Here is a 19,884-nt window from a genome sequence, read left to right on the forward strand (position 1 = left end):
TAACCCAGAGGTTTCTATTGAACGCATTGAAGATATTATTTTACAGATTCCAAAACTTAGCTATCGTATTTTACGTTTGGTCAATTCGGTTGCTTTATATAATGGAAAGGAGATTGAGTCTTTATTAGATGCGATTAAACTATTAGGAATTGTTCGTATCCGAGAATGGCTAAGCCTTTTGCTGTTATCAAGTATTCATGATGTTGAACTGGATCTTCTAGAACGCACTTTAATTCGGGCAAGAATGTGTGAAAATCTTGCTAAAATTAAATGCAAATCGAGTACTCATTTAGCATATACAGTTGGTATTTTTTCCACCTTAGATGCAGTTCTTCATGAGCCTATGGAGTCTTTACTTGCCAAGATCCAACTTAGTGCGCAACTCAAGAATGCATTACTTTATTTTGAAGGCGAGCTAGGGGGTATTTTAAAAATGGTACTGGATTATGAAATGGCCAATTTTAAACAATTAGAGTCTGCCTTAGTTGATAGTAACTTATTGACATCTGCTTATCTTGATAGCGTTAAATATGCAATCAAAACACTCCAGCTTATTAAATAGTGATATAATCTTCTTTATGTAATATTCTATGAATACACTCAGTTTTAACTTTTAAAATCAATTAATGATATTGAGCCAATTATAAATCATAGGAAATTTTGAAAATGACCGTTAAATCCAGTCGAAAACGGAATTTTGCTGATAACGACAGTAGGGTAGCAAAAATAAAAAACCAAGAAACATTTGCTTATGGTACTCATGTTGAGGAAATACCTACTAATCGGCTTCTAATATTGGATGGGTATGCTTTTGATATTGACGAATTGATGTCCCTACCTGAGAAAGATCTTTTTACTAATATGCATACTCAAATGGAGTTTAGTAAAGAAGCAAAAAGAACGCTATTATCAAATGAATCATTAAGAGAGAAAGCACAGCATCTTTTTCCAAAAAAACCTGATTTTCCTGGTACTTTAATCATGGACACTTATAATTTAGGGATCACTTTGCTTCAGCAGTGTAATGACAAAGAACGTCGAGAGGCACTTACAACGTTTAGTCAGGGATTAGAGAAGGTACACTCAGGTATAAAAAGTGAGTTTTTAAATTTTACTATCAAAATGAGTAGCTATAATTACCGAGTAAAAGCCAACTTACTTTCAACCATCCAGGTTAGAAAATTACTTACAGATTTATCTGAAGATAAAATATGTGTTCGTGCCGGCGGAAACTGGTTAATTCAATTAGTACGTAGCATGAAGCCAGATATGGTTAATGAAGCTTATGCCTTAAAATTAAATCAAGAGTTTTCACACGCAACTCCTTTAACTCAAGTAAAAGCCGCACCAAGAATTCCTGCTTTTTTTGCTGATCGATAGCATGCAGAATTCAGTATTGTCAGTTCATTATGGCTAAAGTTATTTTAATTTGTTTTCAATTCTTTTATCTGGAATGAACCAAATCATTGCAACAATTACATAAAGCATTTGCGCAATCCATGCGTAAATATAAGCAAGAGGAATTGCAAGTACATAAAGTATGATGGAAATATTTCCCTTAAAGTCATTGCCAATCGCGCGAGCGACAAGCGAGTCTTTACCTTCATGCAAGATAAGCGTATGCACAAGTATAGAATACGAAAGAGCAGCCATTAAAAGTATTAGGCCATAAAACGATGTTGGGGTTGCTGTAAAGTGGTTTTCTCCCATCCACCCTGTTGCGAATGGAAGTAAGGAAATCCAAAATAAAAGATTCAAATTTGCCCAAAGTACTTTTCCTGAAATGCTTTGAGTCGCGGTAAACAAATGATGGTGGTTATTCCAGTAAATACCAATATAAATAAAACTGAGTAGATAACTTGAGAAAATTGGAATGAGCTGGCGAAGACTAATTAAGTTATCGCCATGCGGAATTTTAATTTCCAACACCATAATGGTAATAATGATCGCCAGCACACCATCACTAAATGCCTCCAATCGTGTTGTTCTCATCCTTTTCTTCCTAGTTGGGTGCCCTGAATCAATCGTATTTCCCATGCAAACAATCAATAATAGCACAAGATTTTCCTGGAATGTTCACAGGCAGCATACGCGCACGTAAATGAGTCTGTTTGTATGTCGTTATATCTAATAAAAACAATAAGTTTCTTGTTTTTTTAAGGTGCATACATTCAATATTTTAGGCATAATTTGTATTGGATCTATTGACGCTGACCTAAAAATATGCAAAATTGATATTTTGTCTTCACTTATCCTAAAGGTGTCGTCTTCTAAGGTAATTTATTATGAGTTCAAGTAGTTGTAAGCATGCCAAAATTTCATTGTTTAGCGCAACAGCACTTTCTGCTACTGCCATGGTTGGCTCAGGATGGCTCTTTAGCGCTCAATTAAACGCTAAGATTGCCGGAAATTACTCATTTCTTGCATGGATTTTAGCGGCATTATTGGTAATGGCAGTGGGATTGTGCCTTGCACAAGTTGCCTCAATTTTCCCAGTACGTGGTGCTACTGCTCGCTCGAGTGCATTATCGCACAACAATATTTTTGGTATGCCGTTCGCTTTTGCTAACTGGTTTGGACTCATGGTAACAATTGGCACAGAAGCCCAAGCAACCACACAATATTTAGCAGCCACCATTAAAAGTGATACCTTGATGATGGGCAATGTCCTTACTATTTATGGTAAGTTATTTGCCCTGGGGATCTTAGTCATTTATTTATTAATTAATTACTTTGGTATTAAATTATTAACCAAAATTAATAATACAATTACCGTAGTAAAAATTCTCAGCCCAATTTTTACGATTATTATTTTTTTGATTCTACATTTTGACAAGAGCAACTTTAGTTTAGACACCAACACACAATATGGAATTGGCTCAGCAATTACGGCAATTATTTCAGCTGGTTTAATCTATTCTTACAATGGGTTCCAATTGGCAGTAGCTTTTGCAAGCGAAATGGAGAATCCAAAGAGGAATATTCCTTTATCAATCGTTCTTTCGATTGTTATCGTCATGTGTGTCTACATGTTACTCCAATTATCGTTTATGGGGGCTGTCCCTCATGAAATGTTAGGTAGTGGTTGGAGCAGCCTTAACTTTCATTCACCATTAATTAATTTAGCGATGTTGATGGGGGTTCATTTTTTAGCAATGATCTTGATTGCTGACAGCATTGTGAGTCCATCAGGCACAGGATACTCTTATTTGGGCGGTGCTTCACGGATGTTTTATGCTATGGCTAAAGAGGGGCAAATGCCAAGTCGGTCAATTACTAAATTACATCCTAAATATAATTTGTGTCGCCGTTCTTTGCTGATTAATTTTAGCTTAACTGCCATCTTTCTCTGGAATTCTGATAGTTGGGCTTCACTCATGGTGATTGTTACTGGTTATCATTTAATTGGGTATATGGCCGCACCGATTAGCATGGGAGCAATTAAACCTAAAACCAGGATATTTGGACTCATTGTTTTTTGTATCCTTGGTGTCATGATGAGTACTTTACCTGCGAATGATTTTCTAAAGATGAATTTGTCGATTTTAATTTTAATGGTAATTTATGGCGGAATACAAATTACACGACGAATGAAAGCAAGTACCTTATTTGTATTATCAACACCATTCCTAACTTATTTGTGGCTAATTTATTTCTATCAAAATGTTTATTATATTCTTTTGATATCTGGTCTGTTTTATTTATTAATTACACATAAAGACTACGTTAAATTATGTAAGGAAACTCAATTTATCGCCAATGATACTGATTTGGTTGCCAATGTAGGTGTTGGCCAGGGGCAACAAGCGTAGGTGTATACAATTTTTGTTTGCTTCATGCACAACTAAAGACCTGAGCGCATCGATGCATGAGCTCAGGCCAGTGGTCTAACCGAAACGTTTATTTATGGAAAGACTCACAGATTGTACGGCTACTTCCTGAGATGGATTAATGTAGGATGTTCCAATTAGATGGTCAGGTCCTATTTGATTGGTAAACGGACTTACATACTTAACCGTATTTCTTCCCGTTCTAGCGTACGTATAATTCACATCTAAGAACCAAGATGGATCAATGAAATAGGTTAGACCTAATTGTCCTGCTCCTCCCCATTCCCACATGGATTGGGATAAATTAACTGGAGCACCACTAATATCAGTTCCTTGCATACCATTATAATCAGCATATCCAATTAAATGATAAATATTAGATTGCATCCCTAATAATACTGCACCACCCCCCAAATAAGCATGAATATGCTCGAAGGAATGTCCTAAAAATGCCAAGAAAAGCAGCTCATGATTCACACTGGTTTGTGCCGATTCTACAGCATAATTTCCGGTGAAGTCTGTGGTCACGCCGGTGATTTCGTTATAGTTTGAACCCGCCTGAGCGATAGTCATATTGTAATCAGCGAAATGAGCATCTAAGAAATCATAGCTGAATTTAGCTCCCCAAAAATTAGGGCTTCCAGCAAAATGTTGAAAATAACCTGCTTGCGCATGAGGAGAAAATATATTTACGGTTTGATAAAAAGGATTAGAAAATCCTTCTGCGGATCCGGTACTTGTCAAAATCGGGCCCAAATAAGCGTCATTAACTCCTTTTCCCCAAATCTTTTGATTATCAAGGCTTGCGGAGTTATAGTTTCCACCGATACCCACAAAAAAGCCCTTATCTACAACCGGGGCAGTAGGACCCATACTCCCAGCAAACACCGAACTAGAAAGTACTAGAGTACTGAGTCCTGCATAAAATCGTTTAGTCATAAAATATCCGTATAAATAAAGTGAACGTTAAATAAAGCAAGGTCAATGATGTATTGACATCTTGTTTGACTATACTAGCCTAAATTTATCTTCAGGCAAAGAATCTAAAAGAATAAATAATGAAGTAAATTCAAGGTAGTTATGTATTTTATGTATGGGGTCTGTAGACAATTATTTTACGTCTGATCAAGAGTGGTTCGTACTGAATATGCAAAATTAAATTTCATATTTGTCTTACAAAAATCCTATAATGAGGTACAAATATGCGTTACGCTAGCGCTCAGAGAGCTGATATATCACACTGAGAGCACGTATTTAATTTCTTTGAGAAGAACATATGAACACATCGAAACGTTTTATTGCAATTGGGGCCTTATCCGCAATGATTGCGACAATGTTGGGTGCATTTGCTGCACATAGTTTGAAATCACAGTTTAGTGATCTCCAGATGGAAATTTTTAAAACAGGAATTTTTTATCAAATGATACATAGTTTGGCGTTATTATTTGATGGGTTCCTTCTTTTGCACATTAATAACCGATTAATAAAAAGTTCAGGATGGCTCTTTTTGGTAGGTATTTGTTTTTTTTCTGGAAGTTTATATTTAATGAGTTTTTTTGCAATAAAAGCCTTAGGTATGGCCACACCACTTGGTGGCCTATGTTTTATTTTTGGTTGGTTTTTATTGGCTATTGGAGTTTACAGGGCGAGCAATGTTGAGAAGCCTCAACACACTGTGAAAGGTGTGCACGCGATTAATTTGAAAGTGCACCGCAATTAAAATATGCTTTTCTCTTTTAGAGTGAAATATATCTGATATATCACAGGAGACGTATATGAGGTATTTGGGGGGGGAATTTTCATTTTGGTTTTGAACCTGCTTATTCCAAGCTTGGCTTATGCAAAACTGATTTGGCAAGAAACGCAAATTCCGATTAATACCAAAAACTGACCAGTAAAACTTGAAGCTTTATTGGTCTTTGCTGATGATCAAGCCAAACATCCTCTAGCCCTTATTAGTCATGGTTCTCCACGCAGCGCAAAAGATCGCCCTTATATGACGGCACTTTCTTATTTACCCATAGCTTATGAATTTGCACGACGTGGTTATTCTGTTGCTGTGGTATTAAGAAGGGGCTATGGTAGCTCAGGAGGAGGGTGGGCTGAAAGTTTTGATTCATGTAATAATCCTAATTATATGAAAGCAGCGCGATCTGCAGCAGAAGACTTACATGGAGCAGTGGACTATTTAGGGACATTAAAACAATTTGATACGAACAAGTTCATTGCGGTGGGCGTTTCCGCGGGTGGCTTTGCTTCCATTGCACTTACTGCACTTAATCCTCCAGCAGGATTAAAGGCAGCCATTAGTTTTGCAGGTGGGCGTGGTTCGCAGTCTGATGATAATGTATGTAATGCAAATGCTCTTATTACAACATTTGCTCAATTTGGTAAGACCTCAAGAGTTCCTACGTTATGGGTCTATGCACAAAACGATCATTTTTTTAATCCGGATCTGGCGAAAAAGTTATTTCATGCGTTTACTGGCGTCGGTGGGAATGCGTTTTTTATTCAAGCAAATCCATTTGGGAAGGAAGGTCACTATTTATTCTCGAAAGCTGGTATTCCTCAATGGGCGCCTATGGTAGATAATTTTTTAAAAAACAATAAATTAGCCTTAGTTGATACACTGCTTCCATTGCCTGTTTCTTCATTAAAAACACCAAATTACTTATCAAGCAGTGTCAAACAGACATTTTCCACCTACAAAAAGGCTGCACCACATAAAGCATTTGCTGTTTCTGAATGCGGCGCATATGGTTGGCGCTCAAGTCAACGTACGCAAGAGTTAGCAGAGAAAATTGCTTTAGGTACCTGTAAACAATACGGTGCGGAAGAATGCAAATTAATTGTGGTCGATGAGGAGCTAGTTTAATCCCCTGTATTACTTTGCATTAATACGGGCTATTCTAGCCTTTGCCGCATTATGATCATTTTTATCGATACACTCCATCTCAGAATATAAGTCCAGAATTGTGCTATATATTAACAATAGGCCACTGTTTGGTCGTCGTATCAATATGCCCTCATTACCTCAAGAAGTTTTAATAGAAAAGGCGAGTAAATGGCAAAGCCGTTTTATAGGAAATACCGCCAGTTTTAACAAAGAAGTAACAAACGAAGGCGTCTGTCTCGGATTAAGTGTTTGGCGTTTGTATTGCACGTTAACTGGAAAATATGAGCAATATGAACAGTTATTAAAGCTTATTTATAATTCAGACCCACTCGCAGAAGATATTAGTCCTGAACTTCATCAAGCTTATGAAACATTTATTCAAAATACGCTTTGGTTGCATCGACTCTTGGCTGTTGAAGCAGGCACAACACAGGATCGTATGGAAGGCGCTTTAGAGGCTTTATTTAAACGAAAAGGAGAGCCCTTTCCGCTGACCTATCATCAACAATTTGCAGGTATTATTACTGTAGACGAACTCAAGTCAACGCTTGCAACCTATTTAAAGATTGATCCAAGCCAACAACACGGCGTGGGATTTACGTTGAGCGGCCATGGACACTCCATATCAATAACCCGAGTTGGAAACCGAATTGAAGTGATCGATCCTGCGGATGGCAAGCTATGGGGGATTGATCTCCCTGAAAATGGAACGCCTGAAACCAATGCAGCAGCACTGACATCGGCAATAAATAAAATGTATGACCAAGTGCTTCATGGTGCTTTGCATTTTGATGAACCGAAATTTCAAGGTACTTATCACGGTATCCGCATGCATGTGTATTCTCGACTGCATAATCCAAGTCCTGAGGTATTACCGACTATATATCCTTCTAAAACGGAACTAGTCACCGCAATCTATGAAAAAAGAAAGGACACCCTTGATAAACAAGATGGAGTTACAAAGCTCGATGCATTAGCTTATGCAGTGCAAAATGGTGATAGAGAGTTAGTACAATATCTCGAGCGAACTTTAGGAGAGGCAAAGCTTGCCGCGTGCAAAGAACGGGCATTTAAATCAGCAGTCTCATCAGGACAGCTTGAATATGTAACACGTTACTATAAAAAAGAGTATGTAGACCATACAGTACTAGATAATGCATTCACCAGTGGCAACAAACAAATAATAGGTTTTCTGCTTGAAAAAGGACACCGCTTAGTAAAAGCCGGTTTTAACTATGCTCTTCTTAACGCAGCTCGTTTAGACCAGGGTTATACGTTTAATCTTCTTTTAGAATACTATGATAAATTTCACAAAGAGCAACCTGATTTAATTGATCCTGCCGAATTAAACTACTCTGGTAAGTTTCATAAAATCGCTACCCCATTATTGAATATTGCTGCGCAAAACAATAGTGTTGAAGTGATGCGCATGTTATTAGCAAGAAATGTTAATTTAACATTAACCGATGAGTTAGGTCGAAATTGCTTACATTATCTTTCGCTTCATCAACCTGAACTTTTTATTGCGATTGCATCGCGTAATCCAGCATTACTTTTTGTACCGGATAAAAAAGGTGCGCGTCCGATTCATCGATTGTATCAAGAGGGGGATGCGTTAAGTGAAAAAATTTGTCCATTACTCATCAAAGCAGGGCAATGGCATGAAGCTTATATCTTAGCACTAAAAACGAACAATCAACGCATTATAAATTTGGTATTTCAAGTTGAAGACCTAGATTCTAATCTATTTTTTAAAACAAGTACCATCGCTTCGTTACCATGGGAGGCATTGGCAAAAAAACCGGAGTTATTTGAGCTTGTTGCGAAAAAAGTGGATATCAAAAAGTTAGGTAAAGAAGAGCTAGTTGAATATTATGTACTTGCTTTACATCATAAAAAAATGGACCTTTGTAAAGAAATTAGTGGTCATATTATTGATAAAAGTGATCTTTTACTCAAAAGCCCACGCAGTAACACAAATCCTTCAGTCTTTTTTGAAAATGATGAAACTACTTATAATCAGCTAATAAGCCCTATGGATTTGGATGCTTTAAAACCCGTGGCATTAAATCAAGCGTATAAACTAGCATTGTTGCATCATAACCAAGATGTTTATCGGAAGTGTATCAAAAAATTAAAAGAAGATTCCGCTTTTCTCGAGCGTACCGATGATCTTGATTTATGTTACCAAAGAAAAAATAACGCTTTATTTAAGGAATTATTTTCAATAAAAAAAGTGAGTGAAGAATGGTGCAAAACAGCCTTTATCAAATCATTACATGAGAATAATTATGAGGTAGCGAGTGCTATCCTACAAAAGTTCCCTCAATTGGTCGATGCGCAAATAGATAATATTAACGGCGTACCCCAATATCCTTTGTGGGTTGCCATTCATCAGGAAAATAAGGCACGCTGTCAATTTTTATTGACTCATAATGTAGATCCTTACATAAAAAGACTTAGTAGTACGTTAATGCTCGAGGCACAAAGACGTGAACCGTTAAAAGAACTATTTGTTTCCTATGATACGCATATTAAGAGTATGAAGAATCAGTGTGCGGAGGTGCTGGAGCAAATGCATGGATATAAGAAATGGAAGTTAACCAAAAAATACGGGCTTTTTGGTGACTTTACTGATGCCATGCTCTTACCAATTAGGGGTAAATCGGTATATATTCCCAAGGGGGTAAATGACATTGTGCAGAATGTCTTAGCCATTATAAACGCAGAACCCAAAATTTCAGTATTGAAAGAACAAGTAGAGAGGCTAACTAAGAGCATTCATGCAGTACCAGATACGATATTACCTGCAGATTTAAAATTAAAATTACTTAATACGCTTAATCCTGTAGAAGCAACGTCTGCACATAAAGAGTCGCTTCAGGAAATGAGAAGGGGGGCCGACAAACAAGATGGTGCAGCGATAAGTGCCCCCTAATGGACTCGATTTCGATATACACATAGCCCGTATTAGCACAGTGTAATATGGGGTTTAGATATCATGAAGCAAATTACACTACTTTCATTGCAGACGCACACGGGGCAGAATCATGCTCTAAAACTTTAGAGGGTACAATTCTTTTTACTTTAAAAGGTCGTGATGCACCATACTTAATTTCTTCCAAGGGTTCACTGAACACTATATCTTTTACAAATACGGGTGCCAGTTCGGGGGGCGAGACTTTCATTTCGGGTAGATTGAGTGCTTTTTTTAAAACGGCTTTTTTACGTATGAGCAAATTAGCCCATTGTTCTAATAATTTTTTATTATCAGAAGGCAATAGCCCCAAATATTCCTCACGGATAATCAGTTTTTTGATGTGTGCATCGTCTAAACTGGCAAATTTTGCCAATTCAGATTTAAGTTTTTCTTTATCAATATCATGAAAAAATTCACTGAAATGTAAATTTCCAATTATATTTTGAGGATTATTACATACTTTGCTGAATGAAAAGGGGGCATAGATTAAAGGATTATCTAATGATAAATTGGCTGCAAACTTAAGTAGAGCACTATCAATATCTGCTGAATCGAATATGGAATCACCTGGATCTATTTTTATGATTTGATGTTTGCTCGAACACTTAATGAGTCCTATATTACGCATTGCAGAACCAAGCACATCCATATCGTCTAGAATAATCGCGGCAGCAAGCAGCGCTTCTTTTCCACAAATTGATAAATCACTTTCCACTTTCTTATACGCAGCAACACAGTCATCGACTTTACTCTGTTGATTGATTTCTTCTAATGCTTTTTTATTACTAAACCATTCAACCAGATCCTTATAACCAGGTATAACTTTTGAGAATAAACCCAGTTGCTTTTGATAATAGCCAATATATAAATTGGCAGTATGTACTCGAAATACTTGATAAATTGAGTTAGCAATATGATCGCGAATGGCATTGATTGCTGTAAGTTGTTCAAGTCCTTTTTTTAGCTTGATTATATAATACTCTTCAGCATCAACATCTGACCAAAAAGAATATTTTGCCTTAGCCATAGCGTTCCCACGTAGTAATTATGTAAGTTTCTATGGTGAGGAATATTCTTTAAAATGGCAACTATTTGGTGATGAAAAGAGGAATTTGCATTAGAGAAAGACATGACTTAATAAAACCTTAATGTTTGTTGTCTAAAATATGATCACACCAACCAATATCAGGTCAATCCTGGTGTTAACGTTATTAAGGAAGCTGTGTGATTAAAATTATGTCCCTTTCTCTTTTTATTATCATTGGAATGTTCTGTTCGCAATCAAATGCGTCACAAAAAACAATTAAACTGAATCCAAATGAAACGAAGTCACTTGCAAACAATACGCTCTGGACTCTAAATGCCACATGTGTTGTTCAAAGTACCCATCTAAATAAAAGCAAAATTAAAATTAATGTAGTCAAAAATTGTGGCTCTGTTAATGGAAAAAAATTGTCTACAGGGCAAGGAACTTTAATCAAGGTTAAAAATAACAGCAGTGTCTCTGTCACAGCGGAACCTGGCACGCAAATCAATCTTATCAATTTAGGAACAGACGATCTGCAAGCAGTGTGTTCTACTTAAATATGAAGATATAATCAAAATCAAAACTTTAGCCCGTATTAGTGCCACGTAATACGGGCTGTCGTAGTTGATTTCTTTATATTCTTTATGCTATGGTGGGTAAATGAACAAATATCGTTCGTTAATCCTATTACTACTTCTGAGTGCTGTTTTACTTACACCACTCAAACTGCCAACGTGCCCAAAACAAAATTTGGATTCGCCTGTTGCTTTTTCTCTTGCAGTGTCTCCTTGCTCTATCCAACAAACCATGAACAGCAGCTGCTTTTCTTCTTCATACTGGCTTCAAGATGAATTTCGTTTGGCTTCATCATGGATAGTACGTAGTCTCATCGGTTTGTTAAGCTTTTTACTTATTTGCTCTAAATACAACTCACCATTGGATGAAATTTATCGTCCCCCGATTTGATTCCTTTTTATTTTTAAATTCAAAAAAATAAATTATTGAGGAATCAAAATGAAAAAACTATTTTTGTCATTATTGATGACATTTATCTCTTCTTCTGTTTTTGCAGCGGAATTTGGCAGTGTAAATCCTACAGATTTGATGCTGTTTATCCAAAATAACAGTCCGATTTTTTATTTAACGGCGTTCTTTTTTTTGGGGGTTCTGTTAGCGTTTACTCCCTGTGTCTTGCCCATGGTGCCGATTCTTTCGGGTATTATCACTGGCCAAGGCGCCAGTAGCGGTCGACATGCTTTTAAATTATCTTTAGGCTACGTGTTTGGAATGGCAGTTACTTATGCCATAGCCGGGATGTTGGCAGCATGGTTTGGCTCAACGGTACAAACTCTAATGCAGCAGCCGATGATTATTGGCGGTTTTAGTATTTTATTTACACTTATGGCCTTGTGGCTTCTAGGTGTTTTTGAATTGCGACTTCCAGCTTTTATTCGGATTGCTCCCAACAAAGCACGCCAACATGGTGTGATATCAGCTACAGTCATGGGATCTTTATCTACCTTAGTTGTCTCGCCCTGTGTCACCGCACCCTTAATTGGTATTCTTACCTATATTGCACAGAGCAATCATGTCGCTCAAGGTGGTTTATTACTCTTTGTTTTGGCTTTGGGCATGGGAATGCCATTATTGATTGTAGGAGCAGGGTATGGCCGCTTTTTACCAAGTTCTGGTCCATGGATGGTTCGTATCAAACAGGTATTTGCCATGATGATGTTTGCTATGGCTGTCTGGCTATTGAGCCGTGTCGCCCCTAAATTTTGGATCGATATGCTCTGGGTCGTTGTTTTTCTTGTTAATGCATGGGTTTTTGGTGCTTTTCGTCAAGAACATCAATGGGGTGGACGACTGTTACAAGCTGTGGTTTTATTATCCATGATGGGTGCAGGGGCATTGGCTTATCACGCATTTGCTCCCACTCCTCTTGCGCAGGCAGAAACGAACTCTCCATTTGTTATGGTGCATACACTTGAGGAGGTTAATGCAAAACTCGCTGCGGCCAAGGCTAAAAATCAACGCGTGTTTATTGAGTTTTTTGCGGGATGGTGTAGTGATTGCCAGGCTATGGATAAGCATGTTTTTAATCAATCAGAGGTCATTGATGCCATGCAAGGCTCAGTAAATCTTCGTGTTGATATTAGTGAAAAATCAGAGGCCGTAGCAAAGATTCGTCAAGCGTTCCACATTTATGGTATACCTACTATGCTATTTTATGATAAGCAAGGAAATGCACTGACTCAATTAAGCTCTGTTGGGCAGATATCTAAAGAAAAAACTTTAGAATTATTATCCCAATTTCGCAGCTAGAGTAAGCAACTTCCCTTCTCCCCTTGGGGAGAAGGGATTTTAATGGTAAAAAAACGTGTATATTTACCCTGGCTTTATTTTAAAATATTGGATAGTTTTTTGTTATTCGAGATGGAGTTCCGGAATAGAGAATTATCCATTTCCACGATGTCAGAAGCGATACTATCTAGGCTCATAAATACAGTTTCAATCATCCTTTTTGTCTCATCGCCACGCGCAAGCAGATTCTCCAATACTTCTTTTAAACCCATCTGATCTTGTTGGTATCCTAGATATTCAGGATTACTTACGATAAAGGAGTCGATAGCAATACCGGTCTTAAGATTTAATGTGATTGAGAAAAAAGCATCAGTAACCATAACATCTTCAGGAGATAGATATTCAGGAAGCTTGTCGAGGTCTATTTTTATTGCAAGCAATGCAGATAAACCGATGTAATTACCCTCAGCATCTTTGGTTGTTGAAGTAACTACTCCTTTGATAAAAATAGCGTCACCATATTCTTCGGTATAGCTCTTCACGGTTTCCTCTAAAAGTTCAATGGATTTAGGAACCATTTCATTGCTCTGTTCACGGGACAAAAACTTGGTGAGATCAAAACCTAATGAACCTTTGAGTGTGGTGGTGGGCGATATGCCATCGTTATAGTCATAACCTAGATTATCAACTTTTATGATGAAATTATTTTTCGAGCCCATTTTGCTATAAAGGCCATTTAAAGCGACTTTGAGTGCGCGCTCATTATTTATTTCTACTGCATCAAATTTGAGTTTTGCAGCAGTGGTTTGATTTTGAAAAGGTGTAAGAATGTTAGTAATTTCGGTATTTAATAAATCAAGAGGAGAATCACCGGCTAACGCACTAGAAATAACACTCAAACTTAAACCAAGAGTACAAAAGAATTTTTTCATAATAAAACATCCTGTTATTTATATTGATTCGGGTTTATCAGTTAGTCTTCACAAACTGAGGGGTTATTATGTCATTTTTTATCAGCAAAAAAAATCGTGGTAAACAGAATGTATACGCAATTTTGAAACGATTGAAATGATACTGTTGAAAAAATCAATGGGTTCTGATTAAGTTAGAGCCCATTGATTTATTTGGAAATAGTACTGATTCTATCTATTCATTTTGAATAGACTTTTTCCTGTTAGTGGTTGAGTGTAGACGCCGCTATCATATTCTTGCCAGTTATCGGCAGGTTTGATATTACATTTTTTGGAAACCATGTGCCATCCGGGTTGATGTTTATAACAGTTTGTTGCATGGGCAGATCCAAATACAGCGATCATACCAATAGCAATTAATCCTGCTGTTGATGATTTGATCTTCATTTAGAACTCCTTATCTCACTAGTAAGATGCAAAATGCATCAATATGATTATATTATGATCAATTGAGATGTGCAAATTTTGTTTCGCTTTTTAAGCAAAGCACAGTCGAATTAATATTGTATATGTTTGACTCGTCAATAGCGGTTATTCCATTTTTCTAGTTCTATTATTATAAGACACTAATAATTAATCAATTTTTTTTACAATCAGAAGAGTAGTCCGTAATGAACTTACTTTGCCAGTTCGTTTTTTTCCTAATTACAAGCCCTGAGGCATAGAGCACAATACCGGTAAGAATAAGGGATAATGTGCGAATAATGGTTGGCGTTGATGACGCGTCATAAAGTAGTGCCTTACCAGCCGCAAAAAATAAAACGATCAGTACTGATTTTGCAATCAGTATATCGTTTCTCAATGTTGAAACCTGTAGCATGATGAGTACATAAGCAAGCCAGGATGCAGAGACTGCCAAGGTTCCATATTCCGAAGTGAGCTGGTAAAGGCTCATGATCGCCAGGAGATGTGTAGCTGCTAGCAAAACGTAACAATATTCTTCTTTATGGGCGAATTCTTTGCGATTTTTTATTAGTAGGCACCAAATACTGGCAAAAGATGGCCAAGCCACTACAGACCAAGTTAATTCTTTGCTGCTCAGCAAGTGACCTATCATACTTAAATATTCAATACCTAAAATTGCAGAAAGCGCTACAAATGGGATTAAAAAAGGGATACTCCATTTAACCACACTAATTCTTGTATGCAACAAGGTATATCCAAAAACAATCATCGGGAAAAGCCAAGGCCTGATATTTAAAGGCAAAAGGCCGAGATAAATGGAGTGGAAGCAAACAAGTGTCACAAAGGTCAATAATACATTACGACTGTTAAAGCGACGTTCAGGAAGCCATTTTTTAGCGGAATAATAAAGCCCTACTAAAAGCGCTGCTGCAGCCAGAGAAACGCATGAGGCTATAGTCTGATCAATGCGACTGAGATAATAATATTCCATAGCGTAGAAAATGAGTAATACAGGGAATAGACTCCATGACTCTTTTTCAGTGAGTTGTTGTTGGGTCAAGCGTGTATGAAACAGAGTGCCAATTGAGTAGATAAGAAAATTAATGGCAAGTACTGTAGCAATTAACACATCTTGATGGAGCTTCAGACCAATTGCTGCTGTTATGGATATCGCTAAATAAGCTGAAATCATAGTTAATGTACGTGACTCCACCCAAATAGCAAGCGTTGCAAAATTCAATGAACAGATCGTGAAATAATACAATGAATAGATCGTGTTATATTCAACACCTGAAACAATTGGAGCAATGTAAGCTCCTAGGGCAGCTATAATCGCATAAATGTCATGCTTAAATCGTAAATAAAACCAAATTGAAATCCCGGAGACAACTGTGGTGATGGCAATAACTGTTTGGAATGAAATAAGAAGGTAATACTGATGGGCGGCAAAACCAGTGAAATAAAGCACGGTAGCGCCTGCAGCAGGTAAAAAGCATGCATATATTCTATCTGCATTAGAAATAACAATACCGCCTATAAATAATGCCATTCCAAATAGAGTTGCTACTCCAAGCTGCTTTTCATGCGTGAGCCATCCGGATTCAATGGATAATTTAACAATGAAGCAAGCTGCTAGAATAAAGCAAGCAGAGGCAACAAAACCTAGCCAATTACCCGACATGGGTTTGGGTGTGGACTTTGACCGGTCTACACTTTTCTTATTTTTAATGAGCTTAGATTGTTTGATTGGCGCGATGGGAGATACGCTACCAATAATTTTTTCAACTGTGGATACTCGAGTGTCTAGTGACTCTATGCTTTTTTCAATATCAATCGATTTCAAGAAAATATTCCACACACATTAATAATTGAACAATTTTACACCATTTTGCCTGTTATTTTCGAGTATTATTTTAAAATTATTCATTTTTAGCTGTTTTTATCAAGCCGTTAGTCTTTGTAAGTACTGTAATTAGGGTAATCAAAATAAAAAAAGAAAAATTGTTTAAGTCAAGACTGTTTTTTTCTTTTTTATTTGTTTATGATAACCACGCCTAAGTTCTTTTTTTATATCTACTCTTGTGGATATTTGCGCGTATCAAATATTGAATTGCTCTCCAATAATTACCAAAAGCCATATTCCATCTCGTGTTCAACGTATGAGCTATCGCTGAGTTATTCACATTTTCTGTGGATAAGTCTGTTTATAGCCTGTCAAACACCATATAGAATTTAGAAAGTAAATGGATGGCACATCATGTTCCAAAGTGCTATTTATGGAGCAATGAAATGATTCGTGAATCATGCACAGTCCTTATACTAGATTTTAAAGTGCACAACAAGAATGCTTCATTAGCATATAAAAAAGTAGATCTCGCCGCTTTGTTCAGCACTTACTTCATTTGGTCTTCCAGCCAAAATCTCAATAAAGAGGTCACCGCTTGGGGTTGTTCAATGTGAAGCATATGTCCACAATCTTCAATGATTGCTAGTCTTGCCGAATGAATCGCTGCTTTCATTGCTTGTTGTGACTCTAAAGTAAAGGCACTGTCTTGTCTGCCGTACATAATTAATGTTGGACAAACAATTTTGTGAAGTTGCTCGGTAGTTGATTGGCTATTGAGCATCGCTTTGGTTTGATTTAGAAAACCTTGTTTGGGAAACTTTGCTTGTCCTTCGATGAGCGTGTTCATTAATATGGGGTCATTGCTGCGAAAAGGGGCAACACTGGTGGCGTTGACTTCATTGAGTAAACTCTCAAGACGGTTGCTTTCAATTTCATGTTGCCATCGTTCAAAATATTGACGCTTTTCGTGATCTAAATCTCCTGTCCAACTGCCCATGACAATCAGTTGCGATACCCTGTGAGGGGCTTGTATGGCGACCATCTGAGCTAGCCATCCTCCTAAAGAATGCCCACAAATTATAAATTGTTCCGGTGTATCAGCAAGTAGTTGTTCCGCCATTTGTTCTATTGTTTCAACATCAAAAAAATATTTGACAGTAATATCAGCGATATCAGCAAGGTGTTGGTATTGATGTGTCCACAATTTTTCTGTGCCCCCCCATCCAGGGACTATAATCAATTGTTGTTTCATGTTGACTCCTTAGTAGCAGTAGCGTCTTTGCAGAGAATTATAGAACACTTTAATGTAATCTAATACGAGGAAGAATCGAGGGATTTTCAAAAGCATCAGGTTTTTAATGGGGACTAATGTTTATATCGTGTCATCGCTGTATATATCCGATAATTCGTTCGCCTGCTAAATTGTAGCCTGGCTGCAGCGAGGCGGAACCCGGAGAGCTGCTAAACCAAGCATCTACAGAGTTAATTTGTACTCTCCAAAAATTTCTTTATGAAGTTCAATTACCCATGGTGTTCCAGCTCATTAGTGCATGCTGGGATTAGCAGCCCAGCCTACGGTTATTTATTTTTCACTGATTGGTATAGGCATTTTTATTGATTGCGGGAGCACAAATCTAAATGAATAAAACACTCTCTTTGTTGAACGTAATCATTTGGGTTTTGCTACTCAGTAGCGATACTGCTGCGCAATTATTATTTAAAGTAGCAGCGCTTATCCATTGCATTAGCCCTTACCGCAATACTTTATATTACTCTTTCTATAACTTCTTACATTTTTTTCCATGAGCAAATAAGTCCAATTCAGTGGATAGGTACTTTATTAATTGCCGCAGGAACCTGCCTTTTAGGATATCATGATGGAACGAAAGCAACCTCAGATACCCTAGATATTTTACAAACCCCTTTTCAGCTTGCTCATTATAAAAACGATCAATATGTAACTCATTATTTAGAAATATTTTAAATTAGAATGTGAGCGTTAAGATTTTCCCAAAAAAATTTTGATCTTGTAAAAAGAATAATACATATCAATTATTTGGTATTCTATCGTTCTGTTTTTATTAAAAAATATTTAATATGATTTTTTATCAGAACGCAAATGTCATTATAGTCTGGATGCCTTTTTTGAGCTCATCATCGAGCGAAAGGTTGTAGCTAAAAACTAAGGAATGGTCGATGCGCAACAGCAAGCAACAAAAACAAAGTCCTCTTGATGAACTCGCTAATGAGATGATATTGGCCGTTCTTAACGCGCGTAATAAGGATGAGAGTTATATCATTGAGCCCAAGGATATGGCGTCGGTTGCTTTAAGTAGCAGACGTTTGAACATGCTAAGTCAAAACGCCAATTGTATTTTTTTTCCACATATGTACAAAAATGTTCGGGAGAAAGCTTCAGATTATCATGACTATAAAGAAAAACGACTGGGTCAATTACAATATGAGCAAAGAATGCGAAACGAAAAAAGCGCTCCATTTTATTTGAATAAGGCTGCAAGAAAAACAATGGCCTGTGGTTTCAGTTTGCTCTTGGCGTCCTTTTTGGCATTCAAATTTGAGATGAGCTATCCTGGTTTTTTCTTAACGACTGTGGTTTTTACCTTACTGTCTATGGTCATTAATGAATTTCTTCATCATCATGTAGAATGCACTTTAGATAAATCTAAATTAAGGGAGATTCCTCTTGAGTTTTTCGAAGAAGAAATAGCAAGTAAAACGACTTCATTTAGTCTGTAAGTAACAAGAGATTTAAATTTTCAACATTGCGATAATGTTTTCGGGTGGATCAAGTTTAAAAAATCGATGCATTTGATTTTTAACAATTGATCGTGATTCCCTGCATTAAACACTAGCCATTCTTTATGTGCGAGGCTATCTGCAAGATAGACATCCATACCATAAAGTTCACCAAAAATCGGTAAAGCACCAATTTCGCAATCTTTAAATCGGTCTTGAAATTCAAACTCTTGAGCAATTTCGGCTCGCTTAGCGTGAGCTTCTTTTTTTAATTGCTCTAAATTCAGACGAATATTTGCAGGAATTGCTACAAGTACAAATTTGCCATCCAATTTGACAATGACAGATTTAGCAAAATTGTTCCTTTTAATATGAGCTCCTTGTGCACATTGTGAAGCTGTATATGCTTTAGGATGATTGATTGTTTCATAGGCGATATCATGATCCTTCATATATTTTCTTATGGATAAGCTTAGCATGTGGGACTCCTACAAAAAATGTATTGTTTAATTATAGTTCAATTTATTGAGTCTAATAGCTCAAATGAAGGCATTAGGTGGGGAGTCTCATTGTCAAAACAAATACTCAAGTAAAAAAGGTAAAAAAACGAAAAGTAGCCCTATGATCAAACAAAACATAAACTGATCTTGAATACGTCTTTGCTCTTCTTCTTTTGAACGTAGCATGTAAAATGCAATAAAAAGAAAGACGATTCCAATTGTGATGCTTAAAACTTGTACATATAAAAGTACTGACGTAAAATAAGATGAAGTGGTTTGTGCAACATTTTCTTTTATTGGACTCACCTCAACTGTAGCAGCATATAAATTCATTGTTTTTGACATAAGATTGTTAATACCTGCCTTAT

General features: G+C 36.9%; 19 protein-coding genes. 10 read left to right on the top strand and 9 right to left on the bottom strand.

Annotation, left to right across the window (positions count from 1 at the left end):
• Positions 1–562 (top strand): HDOD domain-containing protein (locus BGO44_RS12480; RefSeq protein WP_286823154.1); only part of this gene is annotated, 562 nt, incomplete at its 5' end.
• A gap of 104 nt (positions 563–666) precedes the next feature.
• Complete coding sequence (locus BGO44_RS12485) at positions 667–1,380, top strand: hypothetical protein (protein ID WP_058510105.1); 714 nt, start codon at positions 667–669, stop codon at positions 1,378–1,380.
• A 39-nt stretch (positions 1,381–1,419) separates the two neighbouring features.
• On the opposite strand, the gene BGO44_RS12490 is transcribed toward BGO44_RS12485, so the two are convergent.
• A complete protein-coding gene (locus tag BGO44_RS12490; RefSeq protein WP_273200498.1) occupies positions 1,420–1,992 on the bottom strand; it encodes a TMEM175 family protein in 573 nt (190 codons plus the stop codon).
• A gap of 293 nt (positions 1,993–2,285) precedes the next feature.
• On the opposite strand from BGO44_RS12490, the gene BGO44_RS12495 reads away from it, so the two are divergent.
• A complete protein-coding gene (locus BGO44_RS12495) occupies positions 2,286–3,812 on the top strand; it encodes an APC family permease (RefSeq protein ID WP_058510107.1) in 1,527 nt (508 codons plus the stop codon).
• Between the two features lie 75 nt (positions 3,813–3,887).
• Here BGO44_RS12495 and BGO44_RS12500 read toward each other — a convergent pair whose 3' ends face one another.
• Positions 3,888–4,769, bottom strand: coding sequence for a hypothetical protein (locus tag BGO44_RS12500; protein ID WP_058510108.1), 882 nt, complete (start codon positions 4,767–4,769; stop codon positions 3,888–3,890).
• 337 nt (positions 4,770–5,106) lie between these two features.
• Here BGO44_RS12500 and BGO44_RS12505 point away from each other — a divergent pair, with 337 nt between their 5' ends.
• The 3 genes from BGO44_RS12505 (at position 5,107) to BGO44_RS12515 (ending at position 9,664) form a co-directional block, all read left to right on the top strand.
• Entirely contained in the window at positions 5,107–5,550 is a 444-nt protein-coding gene (locus tag BGO44_RS12505) for a DUF423 domain-containing protein (RefSeq protein ID WP_068310909.1), read from the top strand.
• Between the two features lie 192 nt (positions 5,551–5,742).
• The gene (locus BGO44_RS12510; protein WP_273200502.1) at positions 5,743–6,705 is read left to right on the top strand and encodes an alpha/beta fold hydrolase; all 963 of its coding nucleotides are present in this window, start codon (positions 5,743–5,745) and stop codon (positions 6,703–6,705) included.
• A 100-nt stretch (positions 6,706–6,805) separates the two neighbouring features.
• On the top strand, positions 6,806–9,664 hold the full coding sequence (locus BGO44_RS12515; protein WP_273200503.1) for an ankyrin repeat domain-containing protein: 2,859 nt from the start codon (positions 6,806–6,808) through the stop codon (positions 9,662–9,664).
• Positions 9,665–9,737: 73 nt separating this feature from the next.
• On the opposite strand, the gene BGO44_RS12520 is transcribed toward BGO44_RS12515, so the two are convergent.
• Entirely contained in the window at positions 9,738–10,733 is a 996-nt protein-coding gene (locus BGO44_RS12520; protein WP_058510111.1) for a hypothetical protein, read from the bottom strand.
• Between the two features lie 209 nt (positions 10,734–10,942).
• Between BGO44_RS12520 and BGO44_RS12525 the strand changes: the two genes are divergently transcribed.
• The 3 genes from BGO44_RS12525 to BGO44_RS12535 all read left to right on the top strand — a co-directional run bounded on the left by BGO44_RS12525 (position 10,943) and on the right by BGO44_RS12535 (position 13,058).
• Positions 10,943–11,290 carry a hypothetical protein gene (locus BGO44_RS12525; protein WP_273200580.1) on the top strand — a complete coding sequence of 116 codons (348 nt, stop codon included), beginning with the start codon at positions 10,943–10,945 and terminating at the stop codon, positions 11,288–11,290.
• 103 nt (positions 11,291–11,393) lie between these two features.
• A complete protein-coding gene (locus tag BGO44_RS12530; protein WP_058510113.1) occupies positions 11,394–11,699 on the top strand; it encodes a hypothetical protein in 306 nt (101 codons plus the stop codon).
• Positions 11,700–11,747: 48 nt separating this feature from the next.
• Positions 11,748–13,058, top strand: a complete 1,311-nt coding sequence (locus BGO44_RS12535) for a protein-disulfide reductase DsbD family protein (RefSeq protein ID WP_273200505.1) — start codon at positions 11,748–11,750, stop codon at positions 13,056–13,058.
• Positions 13,059–13,132: 74 nt separating this feature from the next.
• On the opposite strand, the gene BGO44_RS12540 is transcribed toward BGO44_RS12535, so the two are convergent.
• The 4 genes from BGO44_RS12540 to BGO44_RS12555 all read right to left on the bottom strand — a co-directional run bounded on the left by BGO44_RS12540 (position 13,133) and on the right by BGO44_RS12555 (position 17,511).
• Positions 13,133–13,969 (bottom strand): hypothetical protein, encoded by an 837-nt coding sequence (locus BGO44_RS12540; protein ID WP_273200507.1) that lies wholly within the window; start codon positions 13,967–13,969, stop codon positions 13,133–13,135.
• A gap of 210 nt (positions 13,970–14,179) precedes the next feature.
• The gene (locus BGO44_RS12545; protein WP_058510116.1) at positions 14,180–14,395 is read right to left on the bottom strand and encodes a hypothetical protein; all 216 of its coding nucleotides are present in this window, start codon (positions 14,393–14,395) and stop codon (positions 14,180–14,182) included.
• Between the two features lie 190 nt (positions 14,396–14,585).
• Positions 14,586–16,256 (bottom strand): DUF2339 domain-containing protein, encoded by a 1,671-nt coding sequence (locus tag BGO44_RS12550; protein ID WP_273200509.1) that lies wholly within the window; start codon positions 16,254–16,256, stop codon positions 14,586–14,588.
• Positions 16,257–16,806: 550 nt separating this feature from the next.
• Positions 16,807–17,511, bottom strand: coding sequence for an alpha/beta fold hydrolase (locus BGO44_RS12555; protein WP_058510118.1), 705 nt, complete (start codon positions 17,509–17,511; stop codon positions 16,807–16,809).
• Positions 17,512–18,455: 944 nt separating this feature from the next.
• On the opposite strand from BGO44_RS12555, the gene BGO44_RS12560 reads away from it, so the two are divergent.
• Positions 18,456–19,016, top strand: a complete 561-nt coding sequence (locus tag BGO44_RS12560) for a hypothetical protein (protein ID WP_273200512.1) — start codon at positions 18,456–18,458, stop codon at positions 19,014–19,016.
• A gap of 20 nt (positions 19,017–19,036) precedes the next feature.
• On the opposite strand, the gene BGO44_RS12565 is transcribed toward BGO44_RS12560, so the two are convergent.
• Both BGO44_RS12565 and BGO44_RS12570 read right to left on the bottom strand, forming a co-directional pair.
• On the bottom strand, positions 19,037–19,495 hold the full coding sequence (locus BGO44_RS12565; protein ID WP_273200514.1) for an aminoacyl-tRNA deacylase: 459 nt from the start codon (positions 19,493–19,495) through the stop codon (positions 19,037–19,039).
• 93 nt (positions 19,496–19,588) lie between these two features.
• Entirely contained in the window at positions 19,589–19,861 is a 273-nt protein-coding gene (locus tag BGO44_RS12570; RefSeq protein ID WP_273200516.1) for a hypothetical protein, read from the bottom strand.
• Positions 19,862–19,884 lie beyond the last annotated feature (23 nt).

The sequence above is a fragment of the Legionella sp. 39-23 genome, from assembly GCF_001897665.1.
Classification (GTDB): Bacteria; Pseudomonadota; Gammaproteobacteria; order Legionellales; family Legionellaceae; genus Legionella; species Legionella steelei.

Bases quoted from the DNA above. Each gene is read 5' to 3' on its own strand.
- BGO44_RS12530 (WP_058510113.1), top strand. From the start codon at position 11,394: ATGAACAAATATCGTTCGTTAATCCTATTACTACTTCTGAGTGCTGTT.
- BGO44_RS12520 (WP_058510111.1), bottom strand. From the start codon at position 10,733: ATGGCTAAGGCAAAATATTCTTTTTGGTCAGATGTTGATGCTGAAGAG.
- BGO44_RS12490 (WP_273200498.1), bottom strand. From the start codon at position 1,992: ATGAGAACAACACGATTGGAGGCATTTAGTGATGGTGTGCTGGCGATC.
- BGO44_RS12525 (WP_273200580.1), top strand. From the start codon at position 10,943: ATGTCCCTTTCTCTTTTTATTATCATTGGAATGTTCTGTTCGCAATCA.
- BGO44_RS12505 (WP_068310909.1), top strand. From the start codon at position 5,107: ATGAACACATCGAAACGTTTTATTGCAATTGGGGCCTTATCCGCAATG.
- BGO44_RS12540 (WP_273200507.1), bottom strand. From the start codon at position 13,969: ATGAAAAAATTCTTTTGTACTCTTGGTTTAAGTTTGAGTGTTATTTCT.
- BGO44_RS12555 (WP_058510118.1), bottom strand. From the start codon at position 17,511: ATGAAACAACAATTGATTATAGTCCCTGGATGGGGGGGCACAGAAAAA.
- BGO44_RS12560 (WP_273200512.1), top strand. From the start codon at position 18,456: ATGCGCAACAGCAAGCAACAAAAACAAAGTCCTCTTGATGAACTCGCT.
- BGO44_RS12485 (WP_058510105.1), top strand. From the start codon at position 667: ATGACCGTTAAATCCAGTCGAAAACGGAATTTTGCTGATAACGACAGT.
- BGO44_RS12570 (WP_273200516.1), bottom strand. From the start codon at position 19,861: ATGTCAAAAACAATGAATTTATATGCTGCTACAGTTGAGGTGAGTCCA.
- BGO44_RS12535 (WP_273200505.1), top strand. From the start codon at position 11,748: ATGAAAAAACTATTTTTGTCATTATTGATGACATTTATCTCTTCTTCT.
- BGO44_RS12565 (WP_273200514.1), bottom strand. From the start codon at position 19,495: ATGCTAAGCTTATCCATAAGAAAATATATGAAGGATCATGATATCGCC.
- BGO44_RS12545 (WP_058510116.1), bottom strand. From the start codon at position 14,395: ATGAAGATCAAATCATCAACAGCAGGATTAATTGCTATTGGTATGATC.
- BGO44_RS12500 (WP_058510108.1), bottom strand. From the start codon at position 4,769: ATGACTAAACGATTTTATGCAGGACTCAGTACTCTAGTACTTTCTAGT.
- BGO44_RS12495 (WP_058510107.1), top strand. From the start codon at position 2,286: ATGAGTTCAAGTAGTTGTAAGCATGCCAAAATTTCATTGTTTAGCGCA.